The following is a 23,479-nucleotide window of genomic DNA, read 5'->3' as shown; positions in this document are numbered from 1 at the left end:
GTCAACCCGCCTCGGGCGCCGGGCTCGCCTGGGCCTGCCCGTCCGCCGGGGCCCGGCCGCCCGGGCCGGGCAGCGCGATGATGTCGAACTCGTCGTTGGCAAGGTGCTTGCGCAGGTCCTTCTTGTCAAACTTGCCCACCGACGTCTTGTCGATGGCCCGCACGAACGTCCAGTACTCCGGCGCCATCCAGCGCGGCAGCACGTCCGCCAGCCCTTTACGCAGGTGCGCCGCCGTCTCGGCGGACGGCTCGACGCCGGGCAGGACCACGGTGACGGCGAGCGGGCGCTCGCCCCACTTCCTATCCGGAATGCCGATGACCGCGCACTCGATGACGTCTTCCGATTCCATGATGAGGTTCTCCACCTGCGCCGAGTAAATCCACTCGCCGCCGGAGCGAATCACGTCGCGCGCCCGGTCGTACAGCGTCATGAACCCGTCGTGCGTCACGGTGCCGACGTCGCCGGTGCGCAGCCAGCCGTCCGCGGTGAAGTGGTCGTCCTCGTCGGTGATGTCCTCGCCGCGGAACGACGACGCCAGCTGCCCCGCCTCCTGGGTGGGTGAGTGGTAGTAGCTCTGCGCCACCATGTTGCCCCGCACCTGGATCTCGCCCTGGGTGAGGTCGTTGGAGGCCACCACGCGGCCGTCGTTGACCACCCGGTACTCGATGCTGGGTGCGAACCGGCCCTGCGAGACGCGGTAGGCCCAGCGGGCCTCGCCAGCTGCGCCCGACGGCGGGCGCGACACGGTGCCAACCGTCGAGGTTTCCGTCATGCCCCAGACGTGGACGATGTCCACGCCGTAGCGCTCCTCCCACACCTTCATCAGCGCCGGCGGGGCAGGGGAGCCGCCCACGTAGATTTCCTGCAAGCTCATACGCTCGGGCGGGTTGTGCACGTAGTGCACCATCAGCTGGATCCACAGGGTGGGCACGCCGTGGGCAACGCGCGGGCGGGTCGAGGCGATTAGCTTGGCCAGCGTGGGCGCGGAGACGTCCGCGTCCGGCAGCACCAGCGGGGCGCCGGCGAGGAAGGCCGCGAAGGGAACGCCCCAGCTCAGCACGTGGTAGATGGGGATGCAGCACAGGAAAGACTCGCCGTGCGTGACCGCCAGCGAGTCCGTGGCGCGCAGGCTCATCGCCTCCAGCCACAGGGAGCGGTGCGAGTAGGCCACGCCCTTCGGCGCACCGGTGGTGGCGGTGGAATACACCAAGGCGGCCGCCGTGGTTTCCGGCAGGATGGGCCAGGGGTAGAGCGTGGAGCGGCCGTCGAGAAGCATTTCGTAGCTGTGCACCTCCACCTCGCCGGGCAACCCTTCGGCGAGGTGCGAGGCGGGTCCGGCCCCGATGAACGCGACCGTCTCCACCAGCGGGCAGCGGGCCAGGATTCGCCCGAGCTTGGCGGCCAACCGCGGATCCGCCACAATCACCTTCGCCTCAGAGTGGTTGACAATGTAGGCGATCTGATCCTCCATCAGCTGCGCGTTGAGCGGCGTAAACACCGCGCCCTTCGCGGCCACCGCGAACATCACCTCGATGTGCTCCGCGCAGTTGTACAACAGTGTGGCCACCCGCTGGTCCCCGTCAACGCCCAAGTCCTCGTGGAGCGCGTTGGCAAACGCGGCGGCGCGGGCCGCGATTGCCGCAAACGTGGTCTCCTCCGCACTATCGCCCCGCCACGTTGTGCACTTGGTGGACCCGTGCGCGGTGGATCCGTACTCCAAGATCCGCGCGACGGAGAACGGCACCTCCTGCATCGTTGAAAGCATGCGCACCATGGTAGCGCCGCGCTGGGGCCGCGTTAGCGCCGTGCCGGCCCCGGTGCCGGGCGCGCCGGGTGGGCCGGAAAACGTGCGCCGTGCGGGCATGCGTTATACTTCCCGGCAGGATTCCCGCAGTACGGCTGCGGGCGCCGCCACAGATGCGTCGCCCGAGCCTTTACCCGCCTCCCGCACTACGGGAGTTGTGAGGCGAGATCCACCCCCAACGTTTCTGCCCGGTAGCTGCCGGGTTCCGCACTAGGCGGGCGCGTTCGGTGCACAAGCGGTACACGGGTGCACATCGCGCGGGGGAGCGCGCACGGACACGCGGCGCGTCGGCGGACGCGCCGCGCCATACCGGAACATGTGCGGGCGCGCCGACATATCTCAATACGCACGCCGCCGGCCGGGCCGACAGACTGCAACGCGCGGGCCTCGGGGGCGGCAGATCCACGAAAGGATATCCGTGACCGAATCGGGCAATACGGCCGCAGGCCAGGATCTCAGCACGCTGAAACTGCCGGAGCTGCGCAAGATCGCGGCGGAGAAGGGGCTCAAGGGGGTCTCCACCCTGCGCAAAGGCGAGTTGATCCAGGCGATCACCACCGGCCAGGTGCCGGCTAGGGCCGCAAAGGCCGCCGACCAGGGCTCCGTGCAGAGCGACGGTGCCCCGGCGCAGCGCGCTGCGCACGACGAGCCGGCGCAGGAGCGCGCGAACACGGCCGGCGGCGCTGAGCGCAACAGCGCAGAGAGCGCGGAGACCGGAGCCGCCAACGGCGCCGAGGACAGGGCGGAAACCGGCGAGCAGCGCGGCGAGTCCCGCTCCGCCGCCCGCCGCGCTCGCCGCAACCGGTCCCGCGGCCAGGACCAGGACCAGCACGACCGCGGGGAGCGCGAAGAGCACGGGGAGCGTGAAGAGCGCAGTGGCCAGGCCGAGCGCGCCGAGCGGCGCGACCACGCCGACGGCGACAACCGGGATACCAGCTCGCGCGCCAACGACCGGGGGGACCGGGATAATAACCAGCGGGACAACAACCACCGCGACAACCGCGACAACCGCGACAACCGCGACAACCACCGCGGGGACCGCGACGACAACGAGGGCGGCCGGCGGGGCCGTCGGGGCCGCCGCAACCGGAACCGCAACCGCGACAACCGCGACAACAACCGCGATACCAACGGCAACAACGGCGGCAACCAGAACGACAACAACCAGAACTTCTCCCCGGAGGAGCTCCAGGAGGTTGCCGGCATCGTGGACGTGGTGGACAACAACACCGCCTTCATCCGCACCACGGGCTACCGCCAGAACTCGGCGGACGTGTACGTGAACAACAAGCTGGTCCGCCAAAACGGCCTGCGTTCGGGCGACGCCGTGGTGGGCCAAGTGCGCGCCAACGGCCAGGGCCACCAGCACGGCAACGGCCGCAACCGCCAGCGCTATAACCAGCTGGTGCGCGTGGACAGCGTCAACGGCATGACGCCTGAAGAGGCGCGCGGGCGCAAGGAGTTCCACAAGCTCACCCCGCTCTACCCCAACAAGCGCTTGCGCTTGGAGACGGAGCCGAACATCCTCACCACCCGCGTGATCGACCTGGTCATGCCCATCGGTAAGGGCCAGCGCGCCCTGATTGTCTCCCCGCCGAAGGCCGGTAAGACCACGATCCTGCAGAACATCGCCAACGCGATCGCCACCAACAACCCCGAGTGCTACCTCATGGTGGTGCTGGTGGACGAGCGTCCGGAGGAGGTCACCGACATGCAGCGCAGCGTGCGCGGCGAGGTTATCGCCTCCACCTTTGACCGCCCGCCGTCAGAGCACACCGCCGTGGCGGAGCTGGCCATCGAGCGCGCGAAGCGCCTCGTGGAGATGGGCCAGGACGTGGTGGTCCTGCTCGACTCCATCACCCGCCTCGGCCGCGCCTACAACAACTCCTCGCCGGCGTCCGGCCGCATCCTCTCCGGCGGCGTGGATTCCAACGCGCTGTACCCGCCGAAGCGCTTCCTGGGCGCTGCCCGCAACATCGAGGAGGGCGGCTCGCTGACCATCATCGCCACCGCCATGGTGGAGACGGGTTCTGCCGGCGACACGGTGATCTTCGAGGAGTTCAAGGGCACCGGCAACGCCGAGCTGAAGCTGGACCGCAAGATCGCGGAGCGCCGTGTGTTCCCGGCCGTGGACGTCAACCCGTCCGGCACCCGCAAGGACGAGCTGCTGATGAGCCCGGAGGAGGCGCGCGTGATGCACAAGCTGCGCCGCATCCTCTCCGCGCTTGACCCGCAGCAGTCCATCGACATGCTGATCAAGCAGCTGAAGAAGACCAAGACCAACGGCGAATTCCTGATGGGTGTGGCCAAGTCCGCGCCCATGGCCGCCGACCAAGGCGAGGAGGATTACGTCTAATGGCTAACGGATCGAGCGTTTCGCTTGTCGACGACTACGTAGCCGAGTACGAGGGCATCCAGGCGCAGATGGGCGACCCGGACGTGGCCGCCGACCAGGACCAGTTCCGCAAACTCTCCAAGCGCTACGCGGAGCTTCAGCCCATTATCAAGGTCAACAACGACCTGACCCAGGCCCGCGAGGACCGCGAGGCCGCCCTCGAGATGGCATCGGAGGACAAGGAGTTCGCCGAGGAGGCCGAACGCCTCGAGGGCGAGATCGTACGTCTCGAGGAGGAGCTCGCGGACCTGCTCGCCCCGCGCGACGAGCGCGACGGCGACGACGTGATTATGGAGCTCAAGGCCGGTGCCGGCGGCGAGGAGGCCGCCCTGTTCGCGGGCGACCTGGCGCGCATGTACCAGAAGTACTGCGAGAAGCACGGCCTGAACTGGGAAGTGCTTGACGTGGCCGAATCGGACCTCGGCGGCGTGAAGGACATGACCGTGGCGGTCAAGGCGAAGAACCCGTCGCGCGACGGTGCGTGGTCCAAGCTGAAGTTCGAGGCCGGCGTACACCGCGTGCAGCGCATCCCCGTCACCGAGTCGCAGGGGCGCATCCAGACCTCAGCGGCTGGCGTGTACGTCTTCCCGGAGCCGGACGAGATCGAGTCCGTGGACATCGACGAGAAGGACATCCGCGTGGACGTGTACCGCTCCTCGGGCAAGGGCGGCCAGGGCGTGAACACCACCGACTCGGCGGTGCGCATCACCCACCTGCCCACCGGCATCGTGGTGACCTGCCAGAACGAGCGCTCCCAGATCCAGAACCGCGCCCGCGCCATGCAGGTGCTGCAGGCCCGCCTGGACCAGCTGGAGCGCGAGAAGGCTGAGGCCGCCGAGGCCGAGGGCCGCGCCTCGCAGGTGCGCACCATGGACCGCTCGGAGCGCATCCGCACGTACAACTGGCCGGAGAACCGCATCTCGGATCACCGCATCAACTACAAGGCCAACAACCTCGATTCGGTGCTCGACGGCAACATGGATGACCTGATCGGCGCCCTGCAGACCCACGAGCGCCAGGAGCGCCTTGAGGCCGAGTAGCCGGCCCAGCCCGCGCGAGCGGATCGCCGAAGCGGCGCGCACGCTGGCGGAGGCCGGCGTGCCCACCCCCGGGGTGGACGCCCGCCTGCTCGCCGCGCACGTGCTGGGTGTCGCGCCGCTCGAGGTGGGCTTCGCCCAACCCGCCGGTGACTTCGAGGCCCGCTACGCCGAGGTAGTGCGCCGCCGCGCGGCACGCGAGCCGCTGCAGCACATTACGGGCAGCGCGCCCTTCGGCCTGCTCGACTTAGCCGTGGGACCTGGCGTGTTCATCCCGCGCCCGGAGACGGAGCTGCTGGCGGAGTGGGCTGTGCGTGAGGTGGGGGGCGTCGATAAGCTTCAGCCCCTCGTTGTGGACCTCGGCACCGGCACGGGCGCGCTGGCGCTGACCGTGGCCACCCGCTGCCCGCACGCGCGGGTTATCGCGGTGGAGAAGTCGCCCGCGGCGCGCGAGTACGCCCGACGCAACGCCGAGGCTGTCGGCGCGCGGGTGGAGATCGTGGCGGGGGACATGACCGACCCGCAGCTGCTCAGCGAGCTGCGCGGGCGCGTGGACGTGGTGGTGACAAACCCGCCGTATGTGCCGGAGACCGGCGAGCTGGACCCGGAGGTCTACCGCGACCCGCACGAGGCGGTGTTCTCCGGCGCGGACGGCATGCGCGAGATCCGCGGGCTCATCCCAGTCGCGTCCGGGCTGCTCGCGCCCGGCGGGGCGCTCGGCATCGAGCACGACGACACCACCTCGGGCGCGGTTCGGAGCTTGTTGCTTGCCGACGCCTCCCTCACCGCCGTCACCCCCCTCGAAGACCTCGCCGGCCGCCAGCGCTTTGTCACGGCGAGTAAGGTAACCGCCAACCAACCAACGGAGGACCCATGGCCAGCACCATCCACAACTGCCTGAACCCCCAGGGGCGCGAGGAGGGCCTGCGCGCCGCCGCCGAAGCGGTGCGCGCTGGCGAATGCGTGGTGCTGCCGACGGACACGGTGTACGGCATCGGGGCCGACGCCTTCAACAACGCGGCCGTGGCCTCGTTGCTGGCCACCAAGCGCCGCGGCCCGGACATGCCGGTGCCCGTGCTGGTGGGGTCTTGGACCACCATCCAAGGCCTGGTGCGCGAGTTCTCCGACACGGCGAAGACCCTGGTGGAGGCGTTCTGGCCCGGCGGGCTGTCCATTGTGGTGCCCGAGGCGCCCAGCCTGCCCTGGAACCTCGGGGACACGCGCGGCACCGTGCTGCTGCGTATGCCCAACCAGCCGCTCGCCCTCGAGCTGCTGCGCGAAACCGGCCCGATGGCCGTGTCCTCCGCCAATATCTCCGGCAACCCGCCGGCGCTCACCGCAGCCGAGGCGAAGCAGCAGTTCGGCGACGCGGTGCGCACGTACCTCGACGGCGGTCAGGCCCAGGTAGGGGAGCCGTCCACCATTATCGACATTTCCCGCGGCCACCCGGTGATCCTGCGCGAGGGCGCGATCCCCGCCGAGCGCATCGGTGAAGTGCTCGACCTTGACCCCGAGTCCCTGCGGAGGAAGTAGGTGAGCGGGGCTGGCGTGCCGCTGCGCGAGCTCGGCCTGGTGCTGCTCGTCGCCGCCGCCATCACCTACCTGGCCAGCGGCTTGGTCCGCTCCGCGCTCGTGCGCACCGGCCGGGTGGCGGAGATCCGACAGCGGGACGTGCACACCCAGCCCACGCCCTCCGTGGGTGGGCTGGCCATGTTCACCGGGCTGGTGTGCTCCGTGTTTCTGGCCCAGCAGCTGCCGGCGCTCACCCGCGGCTTCGCCCCCGTGACCCCGGAGATGACCGCCGTGGTGGCCGGGGCCTTCGCCATCGTCCTCGTTGGCGTGGTCGACGACCTCTACGAGCTGGGGGCGCTGGTGAAGCTGGTGGGGCAGTTCTTCGCGGCCCTCCTGATGGCGTTCATGGGTATTGCGTTCACCGTTTTTTACGTCCCGTTCGGCGGGGGCACCACCCTCATCCTCGACCAAGTCCAGGGTGTGGCCTTGAGTGCGGTGTTCACCGTGCTGCTCATTAACGCCGTGAACTTCGTCGACGGCATCGACGGCCTCGCCGCCGGCACCGGGGTGATTGCCGGCACCGCGATCCTGCTCTATTCGCTCACCGTCCTGCACGACCAAGGCGGGGCCGTGTCCGCGTACCCGCCCGCCATCATCTGCGCGGCGCTCGTGGGTATCTGCGGCGGATTCCTGCCGCACAATTTCGAGCCCGCCCGCATCTTCATGGGGGACTCGGGCGCGATGCTGATCGGCCTGCTGCTCTCCGCCGCGAGCGTGTCCGCCTCTGGCAAGATCAACATGTCCCTCTACGGCGCGGCCGACTTGGTGGCCCTCATCAGCCCCATCATCGTAGTGCTCGCTGCGGTGGCGCTGCCGGTGGTGGACCTGGTGTGGGCCGTAGTCCGGCGCACCGCCCGGGGGCAGAGCCCGTTCCAGGCGGACGCGGGCCACATCCACCACCGTCTGCTGCGCCTCGGCCACACCCACCGTCGCACCGTGCTGGTGCTCTACATGTGGGTGGCCGCGGTGGCGTTCGGCGCGGTGAGTTTCTCCATCGTGCCGCTTCGCTACGCCGCGGCCTTCTCGGCCACCGCCGTGGTCCTTGCGTTTCTGGCCACGCTCGTGCCCCTGGCCAAGGGCAAGATTGGCCCGGTGAAGGCGGGGGCGGGGGAGGCGTCGGTAAGCAAAAGCTCCGAGGGCGCGACTACACTGCTCGGGCGTGAGTGAAGAGCTAACCGTCCGCGACGCCGCCGAGTTCGAGGATCAGCGACGCCCCCTTGTGCGGGCCCTGCGCGCGGGTGCGTGGGCGTTGGTGGCGCTTACCCTGCTCTCCCTGATCGGGTGGGGCTACGCGCGCGATCTGCCCGGCATCTGGGGCGTGCTGCTCGGTGTGGGCATCGGCGGTGGCTTCGTGCTGGCCACCGCGGCCTCGGTGCTGGCCACCTCCAACTCGTCGCCGACCACCACCATGGCCGTGGTGCTTGGCGGGTGGCTGGTCAAGATGGCTGTGGTGGTCCTCCTGCTGCTGTGGCTGCGCGGGTTCGACTTCTATGACCAGGGCGCGTTCGGCGTCACCACCATCGCGGCGCTGGTGGTGGCGCTTGCGGCGGAGGCGTGGGGGACCATCACCACGCGTACGGCCTACATGGGCTAAACCCCGCCCTGCGGTGCGGCTGTGAGATAAATAACAACGGGGTGGGTGCGGGGTGGATCTGGCCTGTACCCAGCTTCAATGAACGGGGGGCTTGCGGGGGGTGAGCTGGGGCTGGGACAACCAGCCCCAAAAGCGCGAGAACGAGCCCCCACCTGTTAGGCTGTCCGCTGGGTTTACTTGAGGTGGAGACTGCCCGCCCAGCGGGCATGGCTGCCGAAAGCAACATCCCCTGCCCCGCGGTAGCAGATGTGCGACGGAGTCCGCCGCGCGGGCAGACCTTGTTGAAGACGTCCATCGCACCGCATCCCGCAAACGGGTGCGGCCCGAGAACGGGAGAGAACGCTGAGCGTTACAACGTTGGCCATGAAGGGTAGTTTCCACGCACCCCAACTTGGTCCAGAATTTTTCCCGGGGCAGACGTTCGGCCAGATCATTGGTGAAGACTTTGCCAATGGCTGGTTCGCGCTGGATCGCATCATGATTGTCCGCCTCTTCATCGCGGCGATCCTGGTGCTCCTCTTTGTTATCGCCTTTCGGAAACCGCAGCTGGTTCCCAAGGGCCTGCAAAACTTCGCCGAGCTCGGCGTGGACTTCGTCCGCGTCAACATCGCCGAAGAGATTTTGGGCAAGAAAGATGGCAAGCGGTTCCTTCCGGTGATCGCCACCATCTTCTTCACGGTTCTGTTCATGAACGCGGCCACGATCATCCCCTTCCTCAACATCTCGCCGAACGCGCGCATCGGCATGCCGGTCGTGCTGGCGGTGGTTGCGTACATTGCGATGATCTACGCCGGCGTGCAGCGCTACGGCTTGGCCTACTTCAAGCACTCGACTGTGATTCCGGGGCTGCCCCCGGCACTCCACCTGCTGGTGGTGCCCATCGAGATTTTCTCGACCTTCATCCTGCGGCCGATCACCTTGGCGCTTCGTCTTATGGCGAACTTCCTGGCTGGCCACATCATCCTCGTCCTGCTGTACTCCGCCACGAACTTCTTCTTCTGGCAGCTGAACGCATGGACGGCGGTAAGTGGCCTGACCCTGATCGCGGCGCTGCTGTTCACCCTGTACGAGCTGATCATCATCTTCCTGCAGGCGTACATCTTCGCCCTTCTGACGGCGGTGTACATCGAACTGTCGCTCCACGCAGATGCGCACTAACAAAGCGCGAATCACCGGCCAAACTGAATAACCCCAAAACATTGTCACTCGCGCCGCGGCGTCCCAACCTCAAGGCCGCAGGTGCACCAAGAAAGGGAACGACTTTCAATGAACGAGATCATCCTTGCAGCTGACGCAGCCAACACCGTGAACGAGTACACCGGCCTCGGCACCATCGGCTACGGCCTCGCCACCATCGGCCCCGGCATCGGCATCGGCATGCTCGTTGGCAAGACCGTCGAGGGCATGGCCCGCCAGCCGGAGATGGCCGGCCAGCTCCGCACCACCATGTTCCTGGGTATCGCCTTCGTCGAGGCGCTCGCCCTCATCGGCCTCGTTGCCGGCTTCCTGTTCTAAAAGCAACACGCGTTTCACCCCGTACACCTTTTAGATCAGGAGCAACCCTATGACTAACGTCAACGCATTTTTCGTGGCGGCTGAGGCCGGCCACGAGACGCTGCCGCTGGAGAAGGAACCGTCCATTCTCCTGCCGGCCGCGTACGACGTGGTCTGGTCGCTCGTTGTCTTCATCATCGTTTTCCTGCTCTTCTGGAAGTACGTGCTTCCGAAGTTCCAGGAAGTGCTGGCGGAGCGCGAGGACCGGATCAAGGGCGGCATCGAGCGTGCTGAGGTCGCCCAGAAGGAAGCCAAGGCTGCCCTGGAGAAGAACAACGCCGAGCTCGCCGAGGCACGCGCCGAGGCCGCCGAGATCCGCGAGGCCGCGCGTGCACGCGGCAAGGAGATCGAGGCTGAGTCCCGCGCCCGCGCCGAGGAGGAGTCCCGCCGCATCGTCGAGGCCGGCGAGAAGCAGCTGCTCGCTTCCCGCGAGCAGGTTGTTTCTGAGCTGCGCAACGAGATGGGGCAGAACTCGATCAACCTGGCCGAGCGCCTGCTCGGCACCGAGCTGTCGGATTCCACCCGCCGCTCCAACACGATCGATGAATTCCTCTCGGAGCTCGACAACGTTTCGACGAGGAAGTAGGCGACATGAAGGCAGCTAGTCGCGAAGCACAGACGCACGTGGCGGAGAAGCTCGATGAGCTGATCCGTTCCTCCGACAACGCCGTCGCCGTGGCCGCACAGGTGGGCACCGAGCTGTTCCTGATCGTGGACCAGCTCGACGCTAACCGCTCGCTGCGCGTCGCCGTCGCAGACGCGTCGCTCGAGCCCGAGCAGCGCGCCGGCATCATCGGCGAGGTCTTTGGCGACAAGGTTGCGGAGCCGACGAAGCAGATCATCACGGACGCCGCTTCCCAGGAGTGGTCCACCCCGCGCGAGTTCCGCACTGGGCTGGTCGCACTGGGCCGCCGCGCACTCATGCGCGGCGCAGAGCAGCAGGGCCAGCTGGAGCAGGTCGAAGACGAGCTGTACCAGCTCTCCGTCCTGCTCGAGTCCGAGACCGAGCTCACCCAGCTCCTGGCGGACCGAACCGCCACCGCAGCGCAAAAGCGCGGCCTGCTGGCCAGCGTGATTTACGGCAAGGTGACCATGTTCACCGAGGCTCTCGCACTGCAGGTGATCGGCCGCCGCGAGCACAACCCGGTCGACGACTTGTCGTCGCTGGCGGATGAGGTGGCTGATCTGCGAGGCAAGACTGTGGCGCGCGTCGTCGCGGCGGAGGAGCTTTCCTCCTCCCAGCGCGAAGCCCTCGCACGCAAGCTTGAGAACATTTACGGTCGCGAGATGGCCATCCACTCCGAGGTTGACCCCAGCCTCCTCGGCGGGATGATCGTCCGGGTTGGCGACGAGGAGATTGACGGTTCCACGCGTGGCAAGCTCACGCGCCTGCGCACCGACCTCGCCGCGAGCACGACCCTTTAACGAGTAACAAATGCTGGAAGAATCTACCGAGAGCAGGAAGAACATGGCGGAGCTGACGATCTCCTCCGATGAGATCCGTAGCGCGATAGCGAACTACACCTCGAGCTACTCCGCGGAGGCCTCCCGTGAGGAGGTCGGCGTGGTGACTTCGGCTGCAGATGGTATTGCCCAGGTTTCCGGGCTGCCCGGCTGCATGACGAACGAGCTGCTCGAGTTCCCCAACGGCGTGATTGGCGTCGCACAGAACCTCGACACCGACACGATCGGTGTGGTGGTGCTGGGTAACTTCGAGACCCTCACCGAGGGCGACAAAGTCAAGAGGACCGGCGAGGTCCTGTCCATCCCGGTCGGCGAGAACTTCCTCGGCCGCGTGATCAACCCCCTGGGCCAGCCGATCGACGGCCTCGGCCCGATTGAGTCCACTGAGGAGCGCGCCCTGGAGCTCCAGGCTGCCGGCGTTCTCGACCGCCAGCCGGTCGAGGAGCCGATGCAGACCGGCCTCAAGGCAATCGACGCGATGACCCCGATCGGCCGCGGCCAGCGCCAGCTGATCATCGGTGACCGCAAGACCGGTAAGACCGCGGTGTGCATCGACACCATCCTGAACCAGAAGGCGTTCTGGGAGTCCGGCGATCCGTCGAAGCAGGTGCGCTGCATCTACGTCGCCGTGGGTCAGAAGGGCTCGACCATCGCCGGCGTGCGCCAGACCCTCGAGGACGCGGGCGCGCTGGAGTACACCACCATCGTGGCCGCCCCGGCATCCGACTCCGCGGGCTTCAAGTGGCTCGCGCCGTTCTCCGGCGCGGCCCTTGGCCAGCACTGGATGTACCAGGGCAAGCACGTCCTGGTTATTTACGATGACCTGACGAAGCAGGCCGAGGCCTACCGCGCCATCTCCCTGCTGCTGCGCCGCCCGCCGGGCCGCGAGGCGTACCCGGGCGACGTGTTCTACCTGCACTCCCGCCTGCTGGAGCGCGCCGCCAAGCTTAACGACGAGCTCGGCGCCGGCTCCTTGACCGCGCTGCCGATCATCGAGACCAAGGCGAACGACGTGGGTGCCTTCATCCCGACCAACGTCATCTCGATCACCGACGGCCAGGTCTTCCTCCAGTCCGACCTGTTCAACCAGGGCGTGCGCCCGGCTATCGACGTGGGTATCTCCGTGTCCCGTGTCGGTGGTGCCGCGCAGACCAAGGGTATGAAGAAGGTTGCCGGTAACCTGCGTCTGGACCTGGCCGCGTACCGCGACCTCGAGTCCTTCGCGGCGTTCGCGTCCGACCTCGATGCTGCCTCCAAGAAGCAGCTCGAGCGCGGTCAGCGTCTGGTGGAGCTGTTGAAGCAGCCGGAGAACTCCCCGCAGCCGGTGGAGTTCCAGATCGTGTCCATCTGGGCCGCGAACCAGGGTGTCTTCGACGTCGTTCCCGTCGAGGATGTCCGCCGCTACGAGCGCGAGCTGCAGGAGCAGATCCACGCTTCCGCGCCCGAGGTGTACGAGCAGATTGCCGGCGGCAAGGCTCTCGACGAGGCGTCCCAGCAGGCGATCCTGCGAGTGAACGAGCAGTTCGCGCGCAACTTCCAGGCGTCCACCGGCGAGCGCATCGTGCGCGAGCCGGAGGAGCGCGCGCTGGATGCCTCCCAGGTGTCCAAGAACCAGCTCAACGTCAGCCGCTCCTAAATCTGGCCAGTGCTACCCACCCAGATGAAGGAAACGAATAACAAGGAAGGGAGGAAGTAAACCATGGCTACACTTCGCGAATTGCGCGACCGAATCAGGTCCGTCAACTCCACGAAGAAGATCACCAAGGCTCAAGAGCTGATCGCTACGTCGCAGATCACCAAGGCGCAGCAGCGCGTTGATGCGGCGAAGCCCTACGCCGATGAGCTGCAGGTTGTCATGGAGCGCCTCGCAGCTACGAGCTCCCTCGACCACCCCATGCTCCACGAGCGGGAGAATGGCAAGGTTGCGGCGATCCTCGTGGTCACTTCTGATCGCGGCATGGCGGGCGGTTACAACCACAACGTGCTGAAGAAGGCCGCCCAGCTGGAGCGCATGCTCCGCGACGCAGGCTATGACGTGGTCCGCTACGTCACCGGCAACAAGGGTGTGACCCACTACCGGTTCCGCGACATGGATGTCGCGGGTGCGTGGACCGGCTGGTCCCAGCAGCCGTCATGGGAGGCAACCCACGAGGTGCGCCGCCACATGATCGACGGCTTCATGGCCGGTTCCGAGGGCACCACCAAGTGGCGCGAGGGCGTCAACGGCGCCGAGGGGACCGCTGTGCGCGGCTTCGACCAGGTGCACGTGGTCTACACCGAGTTTGTCTCCATGCTTTCGCAGGAGGCGCGGGTGCACCAGTTGCTGCCGATCGAGCCGGTGATCAAGGACGTGGAGTACGAGCAGGAGTCCATGCTGGAGACGTCCGGAAACGTCCAACCGGACATGGATTTCGAGCCGGATCCGGACACGCTGATGTCCGAGTTGCTTCCGGTGTACGTCTCCCGTTCGCTGTACTCGATCTTCCTGGAGGCCTCGGCATCGGAGTCCGCTTCGCGCCGCACCGCCATGAAGAACGCGACGGATAACGCAACGGAGCTGGCCAACAACCTCTCCCGCGAGGCGAACCAGGCCCGCCAGGCTAAAATCACCCAGGAAATCACCGAGATTATCGGCGGCGCCGGCGCGCTGTCCGGTAGTGAGGAAAGTGACTAAATCATGACTACTGCTTACTCATTTACTGAGGGCAACGATGAGGCGGCGGGCGAGGCCACTATCCCGGCTGAGACCCAGTCTGAGGCCCGCCCCTCGGCCCCGGTAGAGAACACGCAGAACCCGCGTGGTTCCGAGAACGGCCGCGTTGTCCGCGTCATCGGCGCGGTCGTGGACGTCGAGTTCCCCCGCGGCGAGCTGCCCGCTCTCTACAACGCGCTCGAGGTGGGCATCGACCTCGGCGAGATGTCCAAGACCATCATCCTCGAGGTTGCCCAGTTCCTCGGCGACAACCTCGTGCGCACCATCGCCATGGCTCCGACGGACGGCCTCGTCCGCGGCGCCCAGGTGATCGACTCCGGCAACCCGATCTCCGTGCCGGTGGGCGACCAGGTGAAGGGCCACGTGTTCAACGCGCTCGGCCAGTGCCTGGATGACCCGTCGGTGGGCCAGGACGGCGAGCGCTGGGGCATCCACCGCGAGCCGCCGGCCTTCAAGGACCTCGAGGGTAAGACCGAGATCCTCGAGACCGGCATCAAGGTCATCGACCTGCTCACCCCGTACGTGAAGGGCGGCAAGATCGGCCTGTTCGGCGGTGCAGGTGTGGGCAAGACCGTGCTCATCCAGGAGATGATCACCCGTATCGCCCGCGAATTCTCCGGTACCTCCGTGTTCGCCGGTGTTGGCGAGCGCACCCGTGAGGGCACCGATCTGTTCCTCGAGATGGAGGACATGGGCGTGCTGCCGGATACGGCGCTTGTGTTCGGCCAGATGGACGAGCCGCCGGGGGTCCGTATGCGCGTGGCCCTGTCCGGCCTGACCATGGCGGAGTACTTCCGCGATGTGCAGAACCAGGACGTGCTGCTGTTCATCGACAACATCTTCCGCTTCACCCAGGCCGGTTCCGAGGTGTCGACCCTTCTGGGCCGCATGCCTTCCGCCGTGGGTTACCAGCCGACGCTGGCGGACGAGATGGGCGTGCTGCAGGAGCGCATTACCTCCACCAAGGGTCGCTCTATTACGTCGCTGCAGGCCGTGTACGTGCCTGCGGATGACTACACCGACCCGGCGCCGGCGACCACCTTCGCCCACCTTGATGCAACCACCGAGCTGAGCCGTTCCATCGCCTCGAAGGGTATTTACCCGGCTGTGGACCCGCTGACCTCCACCTCCCGCATCCTGGAGCCGGGCATCGTGGGCGAGCGCCACTACGCGGTCGCCCAGAAGGTGATCGGCATCCTGCAGAAGAACAAGGAGCTGCAGGACATCATCGCCATCCTCGGTATGGACGAGCTGTCCGAAGAGGACAAGATCACCGTCATGCGCGCACGTAAGATCCAGCGCTTCCTCGGCCAGAACTTCTTCGTGGCGAAGAAGTTCACCGGCGACGAGGGCTCCTACGTGCCGCTCGAGGAGACGATCGAGGCCTTTGACAAGCTCTGCGAGGGCGAGTTCGACGCGTACCCGGAGCAGGCGTTCAGCAACCTCGGTGGCCTGGACGATGTCGAGGCCGCGTACAAGAAGCTGCAGGAAGCGTAGGAGGGCACCATGGCTGAACTTACCGCGCAGCTGGTCTCCGTCGACCGCATGCTCTGGTCCGGCCAGGCAAGCATCGTCACCGCGCAGACCACCGAGGGTGAGATCGGCATCCTGCCCGGTCACGAGCCGCTCTTGGGCCAGCTCAAGGACAACGGTGTTGTGACCATCCGCCCGGTCGACGGCGAGCGCATCGTCGCGGCTGTCCAGGGCGGGTTCCTCGCAGTACAGGGCGAACGCGTGACAATCCTCGCGGATTACGCGATCTTTGCCAGCGAGGTCGATTCCGCCGACGCGGAGTCGCACCTGCAGGATGATGACGCTGTGACCAAGGCGCGCTCGGAGGCCGAGCTTGCCGCGGTGCGTCGCGCATCCCACTAGGCCAAGCGCCCGCCGCATCTCTTCGAAGCGCCGCCGCCCTCCTCGGGGCGGCGGCGTTTTCGCGCTTTTGCTTGTCGACGCCCCCCTGAGCACAACCGCAAAACTCCCCGTGCCGCACCCGTTGTTTGCGTGGGAACTGGGACTAGGATGAGTCAAAACCCTACAACGCGCGGACCTTGCGGCGCGTGCCCTGAGGAAAGGCGGGACGGCATGAAAATCCTGGAGTACGTCCTGCTGCTGCTCGCCGCCACCGCGGGCATCGCCTCGGCGTGGCGTTTCACCATGTTCCGCGGACACGGTGCGCAGTGCCTGCTGCGCGGCCTGCCTGCGGAGGGCTCGCACGGCTGGCGCCACGGCGTGCTGCGCTACGTGGGGGAGCAGGCCCGCTTTTACAAGTTGCGCTCCTTGTCCTTCAACTACGACCTCTCCTTGGACCGCCGCACGGTGACGTTCAACGGGGTGCGCGAGCTCACCGCGGAGGAACGCGACTTTATGCCCGGAGTGGAGTCGGTGCTGGTGCTCGGCGGCCCTGAGGGCGAGATGGAGTTCGCGGGTGCGCGCCACGTGGAGATGGCGCTGATCTCCTGGCTGGAGTCCGCGCCGGATAGCCGGGACCAGCGCGAGGACATGAACGCGCTGGCGGAGCGGGCCAACCGCGGCCGCCGCGAGCAGTAGGGGGCGCGGCCCGGGGCTGGCTGGGGAGGCCGCACGGCCCGGCGGTACGCTGGCTGTCATGCGTTTAGTCATCGCCCGCTGCTCCGTGGACTACGTTGGCCGCTTGGACGCGCACCTCCCCGCGGCGGTGCGCCTCATCCTGATCAAGGCGGACGGTTCCGTGTCGATCCACGCCGATGATCGGGCCTATAAGCCGCTGAACTGGATGACACCCCCGTGCTCCCTCCGCGAGGAGGCCGTGGTGGACCTCGACGGAGCTGACACGGGCGAGCAGCTGTGGATCGTGGAAAATCCGAAGGGGGAGCAACTGCGCATCACCATCGAGGAGATCCTCTCCGATTCCTCCCACGAGCTGGGCGTGGATCCGGGCCTGGTCAAGGACGGAGTGGAGGCGCACCTCCAGGAGCTGTTGGCGGAGCACATCACCACGCTCGGCCAGGGCTATTCGCTGGTGCGCCGCGAGTATCCCACGGCGATCGGGCCGGTTGACATCCTCGCGCGCGACCCGCGCGGCGGCACTGTGGCCGTGGAGGTGAAGCGACGGGGCGGGATCGACGGGGTGGAGCAGCTGAGCAGGTACGTGGAGCTGTTGAACCGCGACGAGCTGCTGCGCCCGGTCTCCGGGGTGTTCGCCGCCCAGGAGATCAAGCCGCAGGCTCGAACGCTGGCGGAGGACCGGGGTTTCCGCTGCGTCACCCTCGACTACGGCGAACTGCGCGGTATCGAGTCCAACGAGCTGCGGCTCTTCTAAGAAAACGGGATCGCACTATGCCCAGAAAGAACCGGCGCGCGCCGCGCACCCCCGGCTACATCCTGCCGCGGGACGGATCCACCTTCATCGGCACCCAGGAGATGGAGGGCCCCAGCTGGACGCACGGGGAGATGTACTGCGTGCGCCAGATCGGTGCCGCGGCGGCGGTGAAGTTCTACGTCTGCCCGCGGTGCAACCAGAACATTTCGCCCGGGGTCGCCCACGTGGTGGCCTGGCCCAGGGACTCGGGCCGCGGCGTGGATGACCGCCGGCACTGGCACCGCCACTGCTGGGAGCGCCGGTAGGCCGCCCGCTTGTAGGCTTAGGTCCATGATTGCAGCGTTCTCAGTAGCCCCGACGGTGACGGACAACCCCAACGGGGAGATGTCGGAGGCGGTGTCTCGCGCGGTGCGGGTGGTCCGCGAATCGGGCTTGCCGCACGAGACCACGTCGATGTTCACCACTATCGAGGGCGAGTGGGACGAGGTCATGGACGTCATCCGTCGCGCCACCGAGGCCGTGGAGGCGGTGTCCCCGCGCGTATCGTTGGTGATCAAGGCGGACATCCGCCCCGGCTACACGGACATGCTGCACCAGAAGATCGACTCACTGAACAAGCACTTCGAAGAGCACCAGGATTAAGGAGATCGGCGTGGCCGAATTCAACCAGTCATTTACGGGCGGCGCGGTGGACTTGGCCGCCCTTGCGCAGCAGGCCCAGGCCCGCCGCGAGATGGAGGGCACCGCGTTCGAGCCCTTCATCACGGTGTCCGAGCGCGACGTGGAGGCCAAAGCCTTCGAGCGCTCCATGCAAGTGCCGGTGGTGCTCTTGGTGGGCAGCTCCCGCTCGGCCGAGTCGGAGGCGCTGAAGGCGACGCTGCAGCAGTTGGCGCAGGGCCAGCGCGAGTTCCTGGTGGCCTACCTGGACGCGGACGCCAGCCCGCAGCTGGCGCAGGCGCTGGGCGTGCGCGCAGTCCCCACCGCGGTTGCGCTGGCCGCTGGACGCCCGGTGACCAGCTTCGAAGGCAACCAGCCGGAGGAGCAGCTGCGCCAGTGGGTGGACGCGCTGGTGAGCCAGATCGGCCCGCAGCTGCAGGGCCTGGGTACGGAAGAACCCGAGGGTGCAGCTGGGGGAGAGGGCGCGCAGGCGGGGGACCCGCGCCTCGATGCGGCGGAGGCGGCGCTGGCCGCCGGCGACTATGACGCCGCGGCCGCCGCCTACGACGACATCCTCGCCGCCGACCCCCAAAACGCGGAGGTGAAGCAGGCGAAGGCCACCGTGGCGGTGATCAAGCGCCTCGACCCGTTGAGCCGGTCCACCGACCCGATCCAGGACGCCGCGGCAGACCCGCAGGACGTAGCCAAGCAGCTAGCCGCGGCGGATGCCGAGGTGGTGGCCGGGGCGCCGGAGCTGGCCTTCGACCGCCTGCTCGCGCTGGTGAAGGCGCACCCGGAGGCCAAGGCGCGCCTGATCGAGCTGTTCGGGCTGTTTGACCCGGCGGACCCGCGCGTGATCGCCGCGCGCACCAAGCTGGCCAGCGCGCTGTTTTAGCGCGCAGGAGGGGGCGTCGGCAAGCGAATGCCCCCTACTGCGCCAGCTTGTACCACTGCACGCTGAGCGCGGGGACGTGCAGCTGCAGGGACTGCTCGAGGCCGTCCCAGGAGGTGGGCTCGGTGGCCACGCGTCGGGGCAGGTCGTTTCCGGCGCCGCCGTAGATGGCGTCGTCGGTGTTGATCACCAGCTCCCACTCGCCGGCGACCGGCGCGCCGAGGCGGTAGGCGGGCAGGGAGGTGCCGGAGAGGTTCACCACCGCGATGAGCGGCTGGCCGTCCGCGCCCCAGCGGGTGTAGGCGAGGAGGTTGTTGGCGGCGTCGTCGCCCTTCAGCCACTGGAAGCCCATCGGGGAATTGTCCTGGGAGAACAGCGCCGGGGTGTCGCGGTAGACCAGGTTGAGGTCCCGCACCAGGCGGCGGATGCCGCGGTGGTACTCGTGGCCCCAGGTCTCGGCGACGTTGTCCCAGTTGATGGAGTGCGCCTCGTCCCACTCGGTGGTCTGGCCCCACTCGCAGCCCATGAACAAAAGCTGCTTGCCGGGGTGGGAGAACATGTAGCCGTAGAGGGCGCGGAGGCCCGCGGCCTTGTTCCAGTCGTCGCCCGGCATGCGCTGCCACAGCGAGCCCTTGCCGTGCACCACCTCATCGTGGCTAAACGGGAGCACGTAGCGCTCGGAGAAGGCGTAGACCAGGGAGAACGTGATCTCGTTGTGGTGGTGGGAGCGGTGGATCGGGTCGAGGGAGAAGTACTCCAGCGTGTCGTTCATCCAGCCCATGTTCCACTTCAAGGAGAAGCCGAGGCCGTCCGCCTCGGTCTGGGCGGTCACACCCGGCCAGGCGGTGGACTCCTCGGCGATGGTCACCACGCCCGGGTGCGTGCGGTGCACGGTGGCGTTCATCTCCTGGAGGAACTGCACGGCCTCCCAGTGCTCGCGCCCGCCGTACTGGTTGGGCAGCCACTCGCCGGGTTCGCGGGAGTAATCAAGGTAGAGCATCGAGGCCACGGCGTCCACGCGCAGGCCGTCGAGGTGGTACTCCTCGCACCAGTACAGCGCGTTGGCCACCAGGAAGTTGCGCACCTCGTTGCGCCCGAAGTCGAAGACGTAGGTGCCCCAGTCCTTTTGCTCGCCGCGGCGCCAGTCCGGGTGCTCGTAGAGTGCGGTGCCGTCGAAGCGGGCCAGCGCCCAGGCGTCTTTGGGGAAGTGCGCCGGCACCCAGTCCACAATCACGCCGATGCCCGCGTTGTGCAGTGCGTCCACCAGCGCGCGGAACTCGTCCGGGGTGCCCCAGCGCGCGGTGGGGGCGTAGTAGCCGGACACCTGGTAGCCCCAGGAGCCGCCGAAGGGGTGCTCTGCGACCGGCAGGAACTCCACGTGGGTGAAGCCGTTGTCCACCAGGTAGGGTACGAGCTCCTCGCGCAGCGAGGTGTAGGTCGCGCCCTGCTTCCAGGAGCCGATGTGGCACTCGTAGACGCTCATCGGCGCGTTGGTGGCGTCGACGCCCACGCGGCGCTGCATCCACTCCTCGTCGCCCCACTCGTAGCCGCCCTTGGGCGCCACCACGGAGACGGTCTCGGGCGGGCAGAGGGTCTGCTTGGCCAGCGGGTCGGCCTTGTCCACGCGGGTGCCGTCCGCGGTGTGCACCGCGAACTTGTATTGCGCGCCGGCCTCGATGCCGGGGATGAAGATCTCCCACACGCCGGTAGAGCCGAGGGTGCGCATGGGGTACTGGTTGGGGTTCCAGCCGCAGAACTCGCCCACCACGGCAACGCCCTGCGCGTTCGGTGCCCACACGGCGAACGAGGTGCCGTTGACCTGGCCCAGGGTGGTGGTGTAGCTGCGCTCGTTGGCGCCGAGCACCTCCCAGAGGCGCTCGTGGCGGCCTTCGCTGATCAGGTGCAGGTCGAGTGAGCCGAGCGTGGGCAGGAAGTGGTAGCCGTCGGCGATCACGCGCGGGGTGGCGCCGGGGTAGGTGACGCGGAAGCGGTAGTCGGGGGCAAGCTCGTCTTCCAGGCCAGCCACCCAGATGTCGTCGCCGGTGTCGTGCATCTCGCGCGCCTCGCCGTGCACCAACAGCTCCACCCGCTCCGCGCCCAGCTGCCGCGTGCGCACCACGGAGGCGGGGCTTTCGCTTGTCGACCCCCCCTTTCCACCCCCAATCGAATGCCAGCCGTAGAAGTCGTGCGGGGCGTGGTGCTTGCACTCCAGCAGCCGGCGGCGGTCCTGCTCCGGGATGAGCAGGGAGGGGTTGAGGTCCTGCGCGGTCATGTGTGTCCTTTGTGGGTTCGCGTGCGGGTGTGGGAATTGCTGGTGACTGCGGGCGAGTCTACGGCCGGTAGTCGTGGTCCGAGATGCGGCGGTACGCCAGCGGCTCGCGGCGCTCCGGGACGACGTCCGGCAGGCGGAAGATGTGGGCCACGTTCTCCTGCGGGGCGAGGCGGATGTAGGCCGCCCCGCCGGGCTCGCTGCCCCAGGTGTAGCGCGCGCCGGTGATCTGGTCGGCAACCTCGAAGGGCTCGCCCGGGTTGAGGTCGAGCTCGCCCAGGTCGAGGCGCAGCGTGGCCTCCTGGGTGAAGTACGGGTCCAGGTTCACCACCACCAGCACGGCGTTGCCGGTCACCGCGTCCACCTTGCTGTAGGCCAGCAGTTGCTCGTTGGAGATGTCGTGGAAGACGATGTTGCGCAGCTGCTGCAGGGCGGGGTTCTCCCGGCGGATGCGGTTGAGCAGGGCCAGGTAGGGCTCGAGCGACTCGCCGCGGTTAAGCGCCGCCTCGAAGTCGCGCGGGCGCAGCTGGTACTTCTCGGAGTCTAGGTACTCCTCCGACCCCTCGGCGACCGGCTCGTGCTCGTAGAGCTCGTAGCCGGAGTACACGCCCCACAGCGGGCTCATCGTGGCGGCCAGGGTGGCGCGGATGGCAAACATCGCCGGGCCGCCCTTCTGCAGGGACTCGTGGAGGATGTCCGGGGTGTTCACGAAGAGGTTGGGGCGGGAGACATCGGAGACGTCGACAAGCAGCTGCGCGAAGTCGGTGAGCTCCTCCTTCGTGGTCTTCCAGGTGAAGTGCGTGTAGGACTGGCTGAAGCCGGCCTTGGACAGCCCGTACATGCGCGGCGGGCGGGTGAAGGCCTCGGCCAGGAAGATCACGTCCGGGTCCGTCTCGTGCACCTTAGAGATGAGCCAGTGCCAGAAGTTCACCGGCTTGGTGTGGGGGTTATCAACGCGGAAGGTGGTTATGCCCAGGTCCACCCAGTACATCACCACGCGGTAGATCTCCGCGTAGAGCTTCTCCGGCGCGTTGTCGAAGTTGATGGGGTAGATGTCCTGGTACTTCTTCGGCGGGTTCTCGGCGTAGGCGATGGTGCCGTCCGCCAGCACGGTGAAGAAGTCCGGGTGTGCGGCCGCCCACGGGTGGTCGGGCGCGGCCTGCAGGGCGAGGTCCAGCGCCACCTCGAGGCCCAGGTCCGCCGCGTGATCCAGCATGTCCAGGAAGTCCGCCTCGCCGCCGAGCGCGGGGTGGAAGGCATCGTGCCCGCCGTCTGCCGAGCCGATCGCCCAAGGCGAGCCCACGTCGTGCGCGTCGGGAGTCAGCGTGTTGTTGCGGCCCTTGCGGTTGACCTCGCCGATGGGGTGGATCGGCGGGAAGTACACCGTGTCGAAGCCCATCGCGGCCACGCGGTCGAGCGCCGCCGCGGTGGTTTTCCAGGTGCCGTGCACCGGCTCGCCCGCGCTGTCCCAGCCGCCGGTGGAGCGCGGGAAGAGCTCGTACCAGGAGTTCACCAGGGCCTCGCGGCGCTCCACCTGAATGTCGCAGACCGGCCCGTGGGTGACCAGCTCACGCAGCGGGAAGGCGTCGAGCACCTCGCGCACCTCGGTGCCCAGGGCGGGCGCGAGTCGCTCGCCCAGGTCCAGCGACTCGTCCGCCAGCGCGTCGCGCGCCTCGGCGAGCACGGTGCGCTCGGGTTCGGGGGTTTGCTCCACGGCTGCGTCGAAAAGCAACAGCCCCCGAGCGAGGTCATTAGCCATCTCGGCGGCGCCCTGGCCAGCTGCGAACTTCTTGGACGCGGCGTTTCTCCACGTGGCCATCACGTCGCTCCAGGCGTCCACCCGGAAGCGCCACAGCCCCTGCTCATCCGGCGCGAACACCGCGTGGACGTAGTCGGGGCGGTAGACCTCCTGCTGCATGGGCACGGAGTGCTGCTCGCCGCTGGGGGAGGTGAGCAACAGGGTCGCGCCAACCGCGTCGTGCCCCTCGCGCCACACCAGGGCGGAGACTGGCACCACCTCGCCCACCACCGCCTTGGAGGGCAGCGTGCGCCCGGAGACTTGGGGGCGGACGTCGTCGATGCCGAAGCGTGCAACCATTGGAGTACTCCTCACCTCGAATTGAGCGGGTGTTGTGCCGTTGCGCGCCCGTGCGCGCCTCCCCGCCAACACTAGCGCCACACGCGCGAGCCCGCCCCGGCCCGGCTCCCACACCGCGAACGGGAAATA

General features: G+C 67.7%; 22 protein-coding genes. 19 read left to right on the top strand and 3 right to left on the bottom strand.

The window, feature by feature from the left end:
* Position 1 precedes the first annotated feature (1 nt).
* Positions 2–1,765, bottom strand: a complete 1,764-nt coding sequence (locus BN4252_RS05785) for a long-chain fatty-acid--CoA ligase (protein ID WP_066529192.1) — start codon at positions 1,763–1,765, stop codon at positions 2–4.
* A 457-nt stretch (positions 1,766–2,222) separates the two neighbouring features.
* Here BN4252_RS05785 and rho point away from each other — a divergent pair, with 457 nt between their 5' ends.
* The 19 genes from rho to BN4252_RS05690 all read left to right on the top strand — a co-directional run bounded on the left by rho (position 2,223) and on the right by BN4252_RS05690 (position 18,986).
* Complete coding sequence (gene rho, locus BN4252_RS05780) at positions 2,223–4,160, top strand: transcription termination factor Rho (RefSeq protein ID WP_066527452.1); 1,938 nt, start codon at positions 2,223–2,225, stop codon at positions 4,158–4,160.
* Complete coding sequence (gene prfA / locus BN4252_RS05775; protein WP_066527449.1) at positions 4,160–5,239, top strand: peptide chain release factor 1; 1,080 nt, start codon at positions 4,160–4,162, stop codon at positions 5,237–5,239. Before rho ends, prfA begins: the two co-directional genes overlap by 1 nt.
* Positions 5,226–6,137 carry a peptide chain release factor N(5)-glutamine methyltransferase gene (gene prmC, locus BN4252_RS05770; RefSeq protein WP_066527448.1) on the top strand — a complete coding sequence of 304 codons (912 nt, stop codon included), beginning with the start codon at positions 5,226–5,228 and terminating at the stop codon, positions 6,135–6,137. Before prfA ends, prmC begins: the two co-directional genes overlap by 14 nt.
* Positions 6,110–6,769, top strand: a complete 660-nt coding sequence (locus BN4252_RS05765) for an L-threonylcarbamoyladenylate synthase (protein ID WP_066527446.1) — start codon at positions 6,110–6,112, stop codon at positions 6,767–6,769. The genes prmC and BN4252_RS05765 overlap by 28 nt, the downstream gene beginning before the upstream one ends.
* On the top strand, positions 6,770–7,975 hold the full coding sequence (locus BN4252_RS05760) for an MraY family glycosyltransferase (protein ID WP_066527442.1): 1,206 nt from the start codon (positions 6,770–6,772) through the stop codon (positions 7,973–7,975).
* On the top strand, positions 7,968–8,402 hold the full coding sequence (locus BN4252_RS05755; protein WP_066527433.1) for a hypothetical protein: 435 nt from the start codon (positions 7,968–7,970) through the stop codon (positions 8,400–8,402). The genes BN4252_RS05760 and BN4252_RS05755 overlap by 8 nt, the downstream gene beginning before the upstream one ends.
* Before the next feature lie 363 nt (positions 8,403–8,765).
* Positions 8,766–9,560: a F0F1 ATP synthase subunit A gene (atpB, locus tag BN4252_RS05750; RefSeq protein ID WP_066527432.1), complete on the top strand. Its 795-nt coding sequence runs from the start codon at positions 8,766–8,768 to the stop codon at positions 9,558–9,560.
* A gap of 108 nt (positions 9,561–9,668) precedes the next feature.
* Positions 9,669–9,917: an ATP synthase F0 subunit C gene (locus tag BN4252_RS05745; RefSeq protein WP_066527428.1), complete on the top strand. Its 249-nt coding sequence runs from the start codon at positions 9,669–9,671 to the stop codon at positions 9,915–9,917.
* A gap of 49 nt (positions 9,918–9,966) precedes the next feature.
* Entirely contained in the window at positions 9,967–10,542 is a 576-nt protein-coding gene (locus tag BN4252_RS05740; RefSeq protein WP_066527425.1) for a F0F1 ATP synthase subunit B, read from the top strand.
* Between the two features lie 5 nt (positions 10,543–10,547).
* Positions 10,548–11,381, top strand: a complete 834-nt coding sequence (locus BN4252_RS05735; RefSeq protein ID WP_066527423.1) for a F0F1 ATP synthase subunit delta — start codon at positions 10,548–10,550, stop codon at positions 11,379–11,381.
* Positions 11,382–11,391: 10 nt separating this feature from the next.
* Positions 11,392–13,056 carry a F0F1 ATP synthase subunit alpha gene (gene atpA, locus BN4252_RS05730; RefSeq protein ID WP_066527420.1) on the top strand — a complete coding sequence of 555 codons (1,665 nt, stop codon included), beginning with the start codon at positions 11,392–11,394 and terminating at the stop codon, positions 13,054–13,056.
* A gap of 63 nt (positions 13,057–13,119) precedes the next feature.
* Positions 13,120–14,094 (top strand): F0F1 ATP synthase subunit gamma, encoded by a 975-nt coding sequence (locus tag BN4252_RS05725; RefSeq protein WP_066527413.1) that lies wholly within the window; start codon positions 13,120–13,122, stop codon positions 14,092–14,094.
* Between the two features lie 3 nt (positions 14,095–14,097).
* Positions 14,098–15,630 carry a F0F1 ATP synthase subunit beta gene (gene atpD / locus BN4252_RS05720; protein ID WP_096877775.1) on the top strand — a complete coding sequence of 511 codons (1,533 nt, stop codon included), beginning with the start codon at positions 14,098–14,100 and terminating at the stop codon, positions 15,628–15,630.
* A gap of 9 nt (positions 15,631–15,639) precedes the next feature.
* The gene (locus tag BN4252_RS05715; RefSeq protein WP_066527410.1) at positions 15,640–16,008 is read left to right on the top strand and encodes a F0F1 ATP synthase subunit epsilon; all 369 of its coding nucleotides are present in this window, start codon (positions 15,640–15,642) and stop codon (positions 16,006–16,008) included.
* Between the two features lie 210 nt (positions 16,009–16,218).
* Complete coding sequence (locus BN4252_RS05710; RefSeq protein WP_066527407.1) at positions 16,219–16,683, top strand: DUF2550 domain-containing protein; 465 nt, start codon at positions 16,219–16,221, stop codon at positions 16,681–16,683.
* 58 nt (positions 16,684–16,741) lie between these two features.
* A complete protein-coding gene (nucS, locus tag BN4252_RS05705; RefSeq protein ID WP_066527404.1) occupies positions 16,742–17,434 on the top strand; it encodes an endonuclease NucS in 693 nt (230 codons plus the stop codon).
* 17 nt (positions 17,435–17,451) lie between these two features.
* The gene (locus tag BN4252_RS05700; RefSeq protein ID WP_066527395.1) at positions 17,452–17,739 is read left to right on the top strand and encodes a hypothetical protein; all 288 of its coding nucleotides are present in this window, start codon (positions 17,452–17,454) and stop codon (positions 17,737–17,739) included.
* 25 nt (positions 17,740–17,764) lie between these two features.
* The gene (locus BN4252_RS05695; protein ID WP_066527393.1) at positions 17,765–18,076 is read left to right on the top strand and encodes a thiamine-binding protein; all 312 of its coding nucleotides are present in this window, start codon (positions 17,765–17,767) and stop codon (positions 18,074–18,076) included.
* A 10-nt stretch (positions 18,077–18,086) separates the two neighbouring features.
* Positions 18,087–18,986, top strand: a complete 900-nt coding sequence (locus tag BN4252_RS05690; protein WP_066527388.1) for a tetratricopeptide repeat protein — start codon at positions 18,087–18,089, stop codon at positions 18,984–18,986.
* A 34-nt stretch (positions 18,987–19,020) separates the two neighbouring features.
* Here BN4252_RS05690 and glgB read toward each other — a convergent pair whose 3' ends face one another.
* Positions 19,021–21,255 carry a 1,4-alpha-glucan branching protein GlgB gene (gene glgB, locus BN4252_RS05685; RefSeq protein WP_096877774.1) on the bottom strand — a complete coding sequence of 745 codons (2,235 nt, stop codon included), beginning with the start codon at positions 21,253–21,255 and terminating at the stop codon, positions 19,021–19,023.
* 58 nt (positions 21,256–21,313) lie between these two features.
* Entirely contained in the window at positions 21,314–23,350 is a 2,037-nt protein-coding gene (locus BN4252_RS05680; protein ID WP_066527384.1) for a maltotransferase domain-containing protein, read from the bottom strand.
* Positions 23,351–23,479 lie beyond the last annotated feature (129 nt).

Source organism: Corynebacterium bouchesdurhonense, from assembly GCF_900078305.2.
Classification (GTDB): Bacteria; Actinomycetota; Actinomycetes; order Mycobacteriales; family Mycobacteriaceae; genus Corynebacterium; species Corynebacterium bouchesdurhonense.
The sequence above is the reverse complement of the archived record's forward strand: the minus strand, read 5'-3'. Positions and strand labels throughout refer to the sequence as shown.